Below are 11,115 nucleotides of genomic sequence, written 5' to 3'. Positions count from 1 at the left end.
TCGGAAGGTGTCTGGTCCGCCGTGTTGTTCTGGTGCGCGGAAGGTGTCTGGTCCGCCGTGTTGTTCTGGTGCGCGGAAGGTGTCTGGTCCGCCGTGTTGTTCTGGTGCGCGGAAGGTGTCTGGTCCGCCGTGCTGCTCCGGTCCCCGAAATGCGTCAGGTCCGTGCTGCTGCTCGGGTCCACGGAAGCTGTCCGGTCCGCGCTGTGCATTCGGCGCGCCGTGCAGTTCGAAACCCGGCCCGGCCAATTCACGTGGCGACGGACTGCGGCGCTGCGGATCGGGCTGATCCTCGGACTGTTCGTCCTTACCCTTGCGTCGACCGAAGCGGCGCTTGTCCCGGCGTCCGGCCTCGGGCCGCTCGGTTTCGGGGGCGCGCTTGGAACGTCCACGCCGAGAGGGCGCTTCATCGATGAGGTCTTCGTGTGGCAGGTTCTGAACGGGCGCTTCGTAGCCGCCGGTGACATCGCTCTCGGAGAGCCACGGAGGCAGCATGGGGAGGCCGTCATTATTACGGCTCACACGTCCCCCTTTGGATCTGCTCGACCTATACCTGGGCTGTGGTCAGTTTACGCGACGACTCTCGCCCATCATGGGTGGGGAGTGGGCCGAATGGCTGGTTTCTAAACACCCCATCTCCGGGTTCCATTGGCCCCCTGCACACCTCGTCGGCAACGCCCAATTAGGTAAGTCGCGAAGTCGGCGGAGCTATTCGACGCCACCTCGCCCGGTGTATTGCGGCACAAGGGTTTCGCGGGGATGGCCGCGCTGAGCCCCCACGCCAGCGTACGTCCGGGCTGTCCAGTCGGCTCGCTGGTCGCCTCCCGCTGCTAGAGCGCATCGCACACAAAATCTGACGATTGCCACCACGCAACTCTGCTGGCAGCCTTCGGCCCGATCTTCGGCTTCACCGCCACCGTCCGTCCCCTCTTGATTTCCGGCGGCCTCTGCACCTCTTGCGAGCACCGCCGTCGTCGACGCAATGCGTATCTATATGCCGGAGCCCACCCGACCTATCTGGCGGAGGTACGTCCCGGCTACACATGCGCGACACTGCGCCGCGCGACTTGGCTCTCCGCCGAGGGTGAGCCCCACCGTGCTCCACGGAAGGTGAGAACTGCTGTGCTCTGTGGAGGGGTGAGTCCCGCGGTGTTCTGTGGAGGGTGAGTCCCGCCGTGCTCCGCCGCTGGGGAGCGCCGCAGTGTTCTGTGGAGGGGTGAGCGCCGCCGTGCTCCGCCGAGGGTGAGCCTCGTCGTGTCCCGCGGAAGGTCAGAACTGTTGTGCTTGCGGAGGGTGAGTACCGCTGTGTTCTGTGGAGAGGTGAGCGCTGCTGTGTTCTGTGGAGGGTGAGCGCTGCTGTGCTCTGCGGAGGGTGAGCGCCGCTGTGTTCTGTGGAGGGGTCAGCGCTGCTGTGCTCCGCGGAGGGGGGAGCCCCGCCGTCCGCCGTACGCTCCAGCAGACGGCTCCGGCGCCCGAAACGCCGCGTCGGTCACCCTGGTTACGCGGGCCGCGGTCCGAGCCCGCGCACCGATCAGCGCGCATAAGATGCGAAATAATAGGTCCTCGAGACCACGACGACCAGGGCGAATTGGTCTGCCCGCGAATAAACCGGTAAGCTTGGTCGGCGGTGCACCTACGCGCCGACTGTCTGCATGCCGCCGGTCCGGTCAACTGACCGGTTACATGCAAGCAGATACAAGGCAATCAAACCAGGTTTGAGTGTAAACCGGGATCGCGGAGGACATGGCGAAGAAAGACGGGGCCATCGAGGTCGAGGGTCGAGTTGTCGAGCCGCTGCCCAATGCGATGTTCCGGATCGAGCTCGAGAACGGGCACAAGGTTCTCGCGCACATCAGCGGGAAGATGCGGCAGCACTACATTCGCATCCTCCCCGAGGACCGTGTGGTCGTCGAGCTCTCGCCCTACGACCTGTCGCGCGGCCGCATCGTTTACCGCTACAAGTGATCGCGTGCGGTCCTCGGCTCCGAGGAACGGCGTGACCATCGAGCCGCCAGGCTCACCACAAGGCTTCCCCAGTCTTCCGACTGGGGAAAAACTGTGTTCACACCTGTGTGAACCGAACAAGATTGGACGGACGTGAAGGTTCAGCCGAGCGTCAAGAAGATCTGCGAGAAGTGCAAGGTGATCCGCCGTCACGGTCGGGTCATGGTGATCTGCGAGAACCTGCGCCACAAGCAGCGCCAGGGCTGATTTTCGCCGCACCAGCCGGGCACCGATCACTGATCGGCTTGGCCAACTGAAAGAAGAACTCCCAGCTCCAGCCGCACACTGCGGAATTCGGGCCGCGCGGTTCCTCGGAATCGCAGAGCCCGAGGTGTGCGAGCCAACCACCGGTACGGAGGCCGGTGCCCCACCAGACGAGGGGACGGACAGGGAGCAGACCTCCGCAACGATTAAGGAACCTGCCACATGGCACGTCTCATGGGCGTTGATCTCCCGCGCGAAAAGCGCATGGAGATCGCGCTGACCTACATCTACGGCATCGGCCGTACCCGCGCCAAGGAGATCCTCGAGGCGACGGCCGTCAGCCCCGACCTGCGCTCGAAGGACCTCAGCGACGAGCAGGTCACGCAGCTGCGTGACTACATCGAGGGTTCGGCCCTCAAGGTCGAGGGTGACCTGCGCCGCGAGGTGCAGGCCGACATTCGGCGCAAGATCGAGATCGGCTGCTACCAGGGTCTGCGCCACCGTCGTGGCCTGCCCGTGCGTGGCCAGCGCACCAAGACCAACGCGCGCACCCGCAAGGGCCCGAAGCGCACCGTCGCCGGCAAGAAGAAGTAGGGGATAAAGGATGCCTCCGAAGAGTCGGGCCTCCGGCCCCAAGAAGACCCAGAAGTCGCGTCGTCGGGAAAAGAAGAACGTCCCGCACGGCCACGCGCACATCAAGAGCACGTTCAACAACACCATCGTGTCGATCACCGACCCGGCCGGCAACGTCATCTCGTGGGCGTCCTCGGGTCACGTCGGCTTCAAGGGTTCGCGCAAGTCGACCCCGTTCGCCGCGCAGCTCGCCGCCGAGAACGCGGCCCGCAAGGCGCAGGAGAACGGCGTCAAGAAGGTCGACGTGTTCGTCAAGGGCCCCGGTTCGGGCCGCGAGACCGCGATCCGTTCGCTGCAGGCCGCTGGCCTGGAAGTCGGCACGATCTCCGATGTCACCCCGCAGCCGCACAACGGCTGCCGTCCGCCCAAGCGGCGTCGCGTCTAGCGGGAAAGGAATAACGAAAAATGGCTCGTTACACAGGCCCCATCACCCGCAAGTCGCGTCGTCTGCGGGTCGACCTCGTCGGAGGCGACCAGGCGTTCGAGCGTCGTCCGTACCCGCCCGGCCAGCACGGCCGCGCGCGGATCAAGGAGAGCGAGTACCTGCTCCAGCTGCAGGAGAAGCAGAAGGCGCGCTTCTCCTACGGCGTCATGGAGAAGCAGTTCCGCCGGTACTACGAAGAGGCCAACCGCCTCAAGGGCAAGACCGGTGACAACCTGCTCCGTCTGCTGGAGTGCCGTCTGGACAACGTCGTGTACCGCGCCGGTCTGGCGCGCACCCGTCGTCAGGCTCGCCAGCTGGTTTCGCACGGTCACTTCCTGGTGAACAACCGGGCCGTGAACGTCCCCAGCTTCCAGGTGACCCAGTACGACATCATCGATGTCAAGGAGAAGTCGCTCGGTACCCTGCCGTTCCAGGTGGCGCGTGAGACCGTCGGCGACCGTCCGGTTCCCGGCTGGCTGCAGGTCATCCCGGGCCGTCTGCGGATCCTGGTCCACCAGGTTCCCGAGCGCGCTCAGATCGATGTGCCGCTGTCGGAACAGCTGATCGTCGAGTACTACTCGAAGTAAACAGCTTTCGCTGCTGGTGCGTGGTCGTCCCTTTGGCGGCGATCACGCACAACCCCCAAAACGTGGGCATCAAATAGTGGGTGCCCGTACAGGAGGATGATCCTAATGCTGATTTCACAGCGTCCGACGCTGACCGAAGAGGTCGTCGCCGAGAACCGGTCGAAGTTCACCATCGAACCGCTCGAGCCGGGCTTTGGTTACACCCTCGGCAACTCGCTGCGGCGTACCCTGCTGTCCTCGATCCCGGGGGCCGCGGTCACGAGCATCCGTATCGACGGCGTCCTGCACGAGTTCACCACCGTTCCCGGTGTGAAGGAAGATGTCACCGACATCATCCTGAACCTCAAGGGTCTGGTCGTGTCCTCGGAGGAGGACGAGCCGGTCACGATGTACGTGCGCAAGCAGGGCCCGGGCACCGTCACCGCCGGTGACATCGTGCCGCCCGCCGGAGTCGTCGTGCACAACCCGGATATGCACATCGCCACCCTGAACGACAAGGGCAAGCTGGAGATCGAGCTCGTCGTCGAGCGCGGTCGCGGTTACGTCCCGGCGGTGCAGAACAAGGCGTCCGGCGCGGAAATCGGCCGGATCCCGGTGGATTCGATCTACTCGCCGGTGCTCAAGGTGACCTACAAGGTCGAGGCCACCCGTGTCGAGCAGCGCACCGACTTCGACCGTCTGATCCTGGACGTGGAGACCAAGAACTCCATCAGCGCCAGGGACGCGCTCGCCTCGGCGGGTAAGACCCTGGTCGAGCTCTTCGGCCTGGCCCGTGAGCTCAACGTCGAAGCCGAAGGCATCGAGATCGGCCCGTCCCCGGCCGAGGCGGATCACATCGCCTCGTTCGGTCTGCCGATCGAGGATCTGGACCTCACCGTCCGGTCCTACAACTGCCTCAAGCGCGAGGGTGTGCACACGGTGGGCGAGCTGGTCGCCCGCACCGAGTCGGACCTGCTGGACATCCGCAACTTCGGCCAGAAGTCCATCGACGAGGTCAAGGTCAAGCTGCACGCGCTCGGCCTCTCGCTCAAGGACAGCCCGGCGTCGTTCGATCCCTCGTCCGTGGTGGGTTATGACGCGAGCACCGGAACGTGGAGCGACAGCGGCACGTTCAGTGACACCGATGGCGGCGAGCAGGACTACGCCGAGACCGAACAGCTCTAGGCCGTCGGGGTAGGCACCCCGGCCCGGCCTCACACAAGGAGAACAAACAATGCCCAAGCCCAAGAAGGGTGCCCGCTTCGGCGGGTCGGCGTCGCACCAGAAGGCGATCTTCGCCAATCTGGCCACGGCGCTCTTCGAGCACGGTCGTATCACGACCACCGAGGCCAAGGCCAAGGCGCTGCGCCCCTACGCCGAGAAGCTGGTCACCAAGGCGAAGGGCGGCACCCTGGCCGACCGTCGCGAGGTGCTCAAGGTGATCCGGAACAAGGATGTCGTCCACGAGCTCTTTGCCTCGATCGGGCCGTCGTTCGAGGGCCGCGAGGGTGGCTACACCCGCATCACCAAGACGCTGCCCCGCAAGGGTGACAACGCGCCGATGGCGGTCATCGAGCTGGTCCGGGAGAAGACCGTGACCAACGAGGCCGACCGCGCCCGCCGCGTTGCCGCGTCCAAGAAGGCCGAGGCGCCCGTCGCCGAGACCGTTGTCGAGGAGCAGGCCGAAGAGGCCGTCGCCGAGACCGTTGTCGAGGAGCAGGCCGAAGAGGCCGTCGCCGAGACCGCCGAGGCTGTCGAGGCCGAGGCCGAGGCCCCGGCTGCCGACGAGGCCGCTGAGGACAAGAAGGACGCCTGACGTTCGCTCGCAAGTCCGGAATGAGCCCGCCGCCCCCCGTGGGTCGGCGGGCTCATTCGCATCCGGCCGAGATCGCCCCGCTGGCATCAGGTTTCGCGTGGTGAGCGGCCGGAGTTACCGGCGTTCGTATCGATTAGGAGATCGCCTGTGACCGAAAAGGAATCGGTGGATTCGACCGCGCAGTCGAGCGCGTTGGGTGAGCCTGCGGCGGATTTGCCGGAAGTGTGGGGCACGGCGGCCGACTCGGTTCGGGTGCGACTCGATATCAGTTACGACGGCACCGATTTCGTCGGCTGGGCGCGCCAGCCCGGGCTGCGCACCGTGCAGGGCGTGCTCGAGGAAGCGCTGAGCAAGGTGTTGCGCGAGCCCATCCAATTGACCGTGGCTGGCCGCACCGATGCCGGGGTGCACGCCGAGGGGCAGGTCGCGCATTTCGATACCGGCGCCGAACCGGATGCGGCCAAGCTGCTCCACCGCATGGCGCGGTTTCTTCCGAAAGATGTGCGGATCACCGATATTCGCCTCGCCCCGCCCGAATTCGACGCACGCTTCTCGGCGATCCGCCGCCACTATGTGTACCGGCTGACCACGGCACCCTATGGTGCTGAACCACTGCAGGCCCGCAGCGTCGTCGCCTGTCGCCACGACGTGGATCTCGAAGCCATGCACGCGGCCTCGCAAAAGCTATTGGGCCTGCACAATTTCGCCGCCTTCTGCCGCCGTCGCGATGGTGCGACCACCGTTCGCGAACTCCAGCGCTTCGATTGGGAGCGCGACGGCGACCTGCTCGCCGCCTATGTCAGCGCGGATGCCTTCTGCTGGTCCATGGTTCGCAGCCTCGTCGGCGCGGTTCTCGCGGTGGGGGAGGGCCGTCGCACTGCCGACTGGGTCGCCGGACTGTTGAATGAGACCGAACGCTCCAGCTCGGTGACCGTGGCCCCCGCACATGGCCTCAGCCTTATCGGCGTCGACTATCCGGACGATTCCGACCTGGCCGCGCGCAACGCCCAAACCCGCGAAATGCGTTCGGTGCCAACCGTGGACGACGGCTGCTGCGGCAGCTGAACCCGATCCGGTCCCCATCCAGATCGCTCTCGCGTACGCGGGTCAGCTGCGGCGGCGATCCAGTGCAGCCGTGATCAGGGCGCGGGCCTGGTTACCCACTACCTCCTGCCTTGCGAGCACTTCGAACGCTCGGCCAAATGCACAGCCGTACAGAGCGACTCGGCTGCGACCTCGCCAAGACCGTGACATTCGACGCCAAGGTCGATGCCCCTGTCGGCCGCTCGGCGAACGTCGTACCGACGCTCGATGTCGAGGCCGTGATCGCGCCAATTGCCCTTCGCCGGTGCGATTCCCCACGCGCTCCTGCGGGTATCCGAGCAGAACACGGTGAACCTCGAGGCCACCTAACCGCGACCGGATGACGTGTTCCACGCCGAGCGGGCGTAATCCCGCACGGAGCGACGACGCTCGAAGGGAGGTGACGACATGGTGGATGTGTTGGGTCCTGGGCCGGACGGTGCGGCATGCGACAACTGGAACCAAGCCCTGAACTGCGACGATGACGGCCAGGACGACTGAGCGGCAGCAGGTGCCGCAACACTCTGGTTCGCGAAATGTGCTCGGTGTCAATGACTATCGAGGTGGTCACGGCCGGAATGGGTGAAGGCGGCGCTCCCGCACCGCGATTCGGCGGGCGCACTGCGGTGCGGAAGCAAGACCGCCGGTCAGCTGGACGAACCCGCCTCGATCGTCCGCGGTTGGCTGCTACCGGAGATTTCGATGCGGCGCGGCTTGGCCTTCTCGGCGATCGGAAGTGTCACCGAGAGCACGCCGTTGTTGTAGGTCGCGCTGATGTGGTCGGCATCGACATTGTCGCCGAGGCTGAGTTGGCGCATATACGTACCGGCGAAGCGCTCGGACGCAATCCATTGCACGCCTTCATCACTGGGCAGGCTGCGCTGCGCGCGGAGGGTGAGGGTGCCGTTGTCGACGCTCACATCCACCGTGCCGGGGTCGACGCCGGGCAGGTCGGCATTGAGTACGTAATGGTCGCCTGCCTTGAACAGATCCATCGGCATGAATCGCGGCGCACGAGATGTCCCGACGGATTCGCCGAGCAGTTGGCGGGCGACGGTGTCGATGTCATGGAATGGATCGAACCGGAGCACAGCAATCACCTCCATTTCACGAGCGGCGGCGCCTGCCACGGCGGTAAGCGCCGGAAGCTGTGCACTACCCAAGTTAGCACTCTCGAATTGAGAGTGCTAATAGGTTAATGGCGATTATCCGCCCGGCGTTGCGTGCGAATCTCGCGTCGGAATAGGAACGGCTGCAGGTTGGTTGGCTCCGGGCATGACTATCGAAGGTCTTGGACGGTTCGGTGTTTGGCGCGGATATGTGGGGTTCACCCCGCAGGATGCGCGCGAGCTGGAGGAGCTCGGCTACGGCACGCTGTGGCTCGGTTCGTCCCCGCCCGCGGAGCTGCCGGAGATCGAGTCGCTGCTCGACGCGACCGAGTCGATCACGGTGGCGACCAGCATCGTCAACATTTGGACGGCGCCCGCGAAGCAGGTCGCGGAGTCGTTCCACCGCATCGATGCGCGGTTCCCCGGGCGGTTCCTGCTCGGTCTGGGCGCGGGTCATCCCGAGCACACCGGCGAGTACCGCAAGCCCTATGACGCGCTGGTCGAATACTTCGACGAGTTGGATGCGGCCGGGGTGCCCAAGGAGCGTCGCGCACTCGCTGCGCTGGGTCCGCGGGTGCTGAAGCTGGCGGCGGACCGGTCCGCTGGCGCGCTGCCCTACCTGGTCACCACCGAGCACACCGCACGCGCTCGCGCCGTGCTCGGCCCGGATGCGCTGCTGGCGACCGAACACAAGGTGGTCCTGGACGAGGATCCGGTGCGGGCCCGCGCCACCGCCCGCCCACGCGTCGAGTTCTATCTGGACCTGCAGAACTACGTCGCCAACCTGCGCAGACTCGGCTTCACCGACGAGGATGTGACCAAGCCGGGCAGTGACCGCCTGGTCGACGCTCTGGTCGCACACGGCAGCCCCGAGTCGGTCGTCGACCAACTCACCGCGCATCTGACCGCGGGTGCTGATCACGTGGTGATCCAAGTCCTCGCCGATGAGCCCGCCGCCCTGCGCACGCTGGCTCCTTTGCTGGCGAAGCATTCCTGAGACCGCGGAGGCGATCGGCCTAAGTTACTGGCCGATCGCCCTAAGGGAACGTTAGAAACCGGCTCCACCGGTTCCGCCCGCGCTGTGACTGCGCACACACTGGTCTCCGACCGACGCAAGGCCGCGTCGAAGAAGGAGATCTTGTGACTACGACACAGCCCGTGGGCGAGCGCCGGGTGGTCGCCAACGTATTGCGCGGTTCCATCGGCAATCTTGTCGAGTGGTACGACTGGTATGTCTACGCGGCGTTCAGCGTGTACTTCGCGAAATCCTTCTTCCCGAAGGGTGATTCCACCGCGCAATTGCTGTCCACCGCAGCCGTTTTCGCGGTCGGCTTCCTTATGCGGCCACTCGGTGGCTGGGCACTCGGACGCTATGCCGACAAGTTCGGACGCCGCTCGGCGCTGACCCTCTCGGTGACCGTAATGGCTGCGGGTTCGCTGCTGATCGCGGTGACGCCCGGGTACCAGACGATCGGTATCGCGGCACCGATGTTGCTGTTGCTCGCCCGCTTGTTGCAGGGCCTTTCGGTCGGCGGCGAATACGCAACCAGCGCAACGTATCTGTCCGAGGTGGCCTCCACAGGTAAGCGTGGGTTCTACTCGAGTTTCCAGTACGTCACGCTGGTCGCCGGTCAGCTGGTCGCGCTCGGCGTGCAGATCATCCTGCAGCAGTTCCTGAACAACGCCCAGATGAACAACTGGGGCTGGCGCATTCCGTTTGTCATCGGTGCGGCGGCCGCGCTCATTGTGATGTGGCTGCGGCGCAGCATGGACGAATCCGAGCACTTCGAGGCCGAGGTCGAGGCCGAGCGGGTGCCGCAGCAGGGGCGCGCAGCTCAGCAGCCCGCGCGCGGCTCGCTGCGAATGCTGTTGCAGTACCCCAGGGAATGCCTGCTGGTGATCGGTCTGACGCTCGGCGGCACCGTGGCGTTCTACACCTACACCACGTACATGCAGAAGTTCATGATCAATACCTCCGGTATTTCCAAGTCGACCGTCTCGTGGATCAACTTCATCGCGCTGCTGGTCTTCGTGATACTGCAGCCGCTGGCCGGGGCGCTGTCCGACCGTGTCGGGCGGCGCAAGCTGCTGATCTTCTTCGGTGTGGCCGGCACCCTGCTGACCGTGCCGATCATGACCGTGCTCGCGCACACCAAGAATCCGATCGCGGCGTGGGCGCTGATGATGGCCGCGCTGGTCATCATCACCGGCTACACCTCGATCAACGCGATCGTGAAGGCCGAACTGTTCCCGACCAAGATCCGCGCACTCGGCGTCGGCCTGCCGTACGCGCTGACCGTAGCGATCTTCGGCGGCACCGCAGAGACCATCGCACTGTCGCTGAAGCAGGCCCATCACGAATCGCTGTACTTCTGGTACGTCGCCGGGTGCATCGGAATCTCGCTGCTCACCTACTGGTTCATGCGGGAGACCTCGAGCGGGTCGGCCATCGATGCCGATGCCGCCGCCGATATCTCGCTGACCAAGACGGATGCGCCAGTCGCCGAGCCGGACCGTGACCTCGCAGCCGTGCGGCCCTGATCGCCCATTCGCACACGCCGGTCATCCGCTATGGGAGGATCGGCGTGTGCGGCTTGCGGTGGTCGAAGATGATGACGGCGTAGGCGACGCGCTGGTCGAAGCCCTCAACGCCCGCGGTTATCAGGCCGAACGTAAGCGCCGCGGCGCCGATCTGCTCACCGCCCACCGCGGTTACGACGCGGTCATCCTGGACCTCGGACTGCCCGACGGCGATGGTCTGCATGTGCTGCGCCAACTGCGCGAGGTGAGTTCGGTGCCAGTGCTGATCCTGACCGCGCGCAGCGACGAACGCTCGATTGTGCGCGGGCTGCGCGGCGGTGCCGACGACTATCTGGTGAAGCCGCCGCGGATCGCGGAATTGATGGCCCGGCTGGAGAATGTCGTGCGGCGCGCGGCGGCCGGATCGCAACCGGAGCGGGCCGAGGTGGTCACCGGGGATGTGCGGGTCGATCTCGCGGCCCGGGTGGTCGAGGTCGCCGGTCAGCCGATCGCCTTGACCCAGAAGGAATTCGAGTTGGTCGAGGCATTGGTGGAGCGGCCCGGGGCCGCGGTCAGCCGCCAGCAACTGATGGATCGGATCTGGGGCGACGCATTCGTCGCGGTTTCGCGTTCGCTGGACGTTCACATGACCGGACTGCGTGCGAAATTGGACCGACCTGGGCTGATCACCACCATTCGCGGCTACGGTTACCGCTGGGGTCAATGATCACATCGACCCGCGAGTCCAGGTTAGAGAAG

12 protein-coding genes and 1 pseudogene are annotated in these 11,115 nt (G+C 65.5%); 11 read left to right on the top strand and 2 right to left on the bottom strand.

What is annotated here, in order from left to right; all coding sequences use genetic code 11:
* Window positions 1-519, bottom strand: a pseudogene (locus tag ABZW16_RS03800) (hypothetical protein); the annotation flags it as partial.
* Between the two features lie 1,221 nt (window positions 520-1,740).
* Here ABZW16_RS03800 and infA point away from each other — a divergent pair.
* The 8 genes from infA to truA all read left to right on the top strand — a co-directional run bounded on the left by infA (window position 1,741) and on the right by truA (window position 6,709).
* A complete protein-coding gene (infA, locus tag ABZW16_RS03795; RefSeq protein ID WP_003418601.1) occupies window positions 1,741-1,962 on the top strand; it encodes a translation initiation factor IF-1 in 222 nt (73 codons plus the stop codon).
* A 132-nt stretch (window positions 1,963-2,094) separates the two neighbouring features.
* On the top strand, window positions 2,095-2,208 hold the full coding sequence (rpmJ, locus tag ABZW16_RS03790; RefSeq protein WP_040686659.1) for a 50S ribosomal protein L36: 114 nt from the start codon (window positions 2,095-2,097) through the stop codon (window positions 2,206-2,208).
* A 219-nt stretch (window positions 2,209-2,427) separates the two neighbouring features.
* Window positions 2,428-2,799, top strand: coding sequence for a 30S ribosomal protein S13 (rpsM, locus tag ABZW16_RS03785; protein WP_354951803.1), 372 nt, complete (start codon window positions 2,428-2,430; stop codon window positions 2,797-2,799).
* 10 nt (window positions 2,800-2,809) lie between these two features.
* A complete protein-coding gene (rpsK, locus tag ABZW16_RS03780; protein WP_040731638.1) occupies window positions 2,810-3,223 on the top strand; it encodes a 30S ribosomal protein S11 in 414 nt (137 codons plus the stop codon).
* Between the two features lie 20 nt (window positions 3,224-3,243).
* A complete protein-coding gene (rpsD, locus tag ABZW16_RS03775) occupies window positions 3,244-3,849 on the top strand; it encodes a 30S ribosomal protein S4 (protein ID WP_327095488.1) in 606 nt (201 codons plus the stop codon).
* A gap of 105 nt (window positions 3,850-3,954) precedes the next feature.
* Window positions 3,955-5,013 (top strand): DNA-directed RNA polymerase subunit alpha, encoded by a 1,059-nt coding sequence (locus tag ABZW16_RS03770; protein ID WP_067785162.1) that lies wholly within the window; start codon window positions 3,955-3,957, stop codon window positions 5,011-5,013.
* Between the two features lie 49 nt (window positions 5,014-5,062).
* Window positions 5,063-5,644 carry a 50S ribosomal protein L17 gene (gene rplQ / locus ABZW16_RS03765; RefSeq protein WP_354951800.1) on the top strand — a complete coding sequence of 194 codons (582 nt, stop codon included), beginning with the start codon at window positions 5,063-5,065 and terminating at the stop codon, window positions 5,642-5,644.
* A gap of 252 nt (window positions 5,645-5,896) precedes the next feature.
* Window positions 5,897-6,709 (top strand): tRNA pseudouridine(38-40) synthase TruA, encoded by an 813-nt coding sequence (truA, locus tag ABZW16_RS03760; protein ID WP_354951879.1) that lies wholly within the window; start codon window positions 5,897-5,899, stop codon window positions 6,707-6,709.
* Between the two features lie 665 nt (window positions 6,710-7,374).
* On the opposite strand, the gene ABZW16_RS03755 is transcribed toward truA, so the two are convergent.
* The gene (locus ABZW16_RS03755; protein WP_354951798.1) at window positions 7,375-7,818 is read right to left on the bottom strand and encodes an Hsp20/alpha crystallin family protein; all 444 of its coding nucleotides are present in this window, start codon (window positions 7,816-7,818) and stop codon (window positions 7,375-7,377) included.
* A gap of 184 nt (window positions 7,819-8,002) precedes the next feature.
* On the opposite strand from ABZW16_RS03755, the gene ABZW16_RS03750 reads away from it, so the two are divergent.
* The 3 genes from ABZW16_RS03750 (at window position 8,003) to ABZW16_RS03740 (ending at window position 11,083) form a co-directional block, all read left to right on the top strand.
* Entirely contained in the window at window positions 8,003-8,833 is an 831-nt protein-coding gene (locus tag ABZW16_RS03750) for an LLM class F420-dependent oxidoreductase (RefSeq protein ID WP_354951796.1), read from the top strand.
* Between the two features lie 143 nt (window positions 8,834-8,976).
* Complete coding sequence (locus ABZW16_RS03745) at window positions 8,977-10,377, top strand: MFS transporter (protein ID WP_354951794.1); 1,401 nt, start codon at window positions 8,977-8,979, stop codon at window positions 10,375-10,377.
* A gap of 46 nt (window positions 10,378-10,423) precedes the next feature.
* Complete coding sequence (locus ABZW16_RS03740; protein ID WP_354951792.1) at window positions 10,424-11,083, top strand: response regulator transcription factor; 660 nt, start codon at window positions 10,424-10,426, stop codon at window positions 11,081-11,083.
* Window positions 11,084-11,115 lie beyond the last annotated feature (32 nt).

Source organism: Nocardia sp. NPDC004604 (genome assembly GCF_040609795.1).
Classification (GTDB): Bacteria; Actinomycetota; Actinomycetes; order Mycobacteriales; family Mycobacteriaceae; genus Nocardia.
This window is presented reverse-complemented; position numbering and strand designations above follow the sequence as displayed.

Coding starts and splice junctions, on each gene's coding strand:
- infA (WP_003418601.1), top strand. CDS start 1,741: ATGGCGAAGAAAGACGGGGCCATCGAGGTCGAGGGTCGAGTTGTCGAG.
- rpsD (WP_327095488.1), top strand. CDS start 3,244: ATGGCTCGTTACACAGGCCCCATCACCCGCAAGTCGCGTCGTCTGCGG.
- rpsK (WP_040731638.1), top strand. CDS start 2,810: ATGCCTCCGAAGAGTCGGGCCTCCGGCCCCAAGAAGACCCAGAAGTCG.
- rpsM (WP_354951803.1), top strand. CDS start 2,428: ATGGCACGTCTCATGGGCGTTGATCTCCCGCGCGAAAAGCGCATGGAG.
- ABZW16_RS03750 (WP_354951796.1), top strand. CDS start 8,003: ATGACTATCGAAGGTCTTGGACGGTTCGGTGTTTGGCGCGGATATGTG.
- rplQ (WP_354951800.1), top strand. CDS start 5,063: ATGCCCAAGCCCAAGAAGGGTGCCCGCTTCGGCGGGTCGGCGTCGCAC.
- ABZW16_RS03770 (WP_067785162.1), top strand. CDS start 3,955: ATGCTGATTTCACAGCGTCCGACGCTGACCGAAGAGGTCGTCGCCGAG.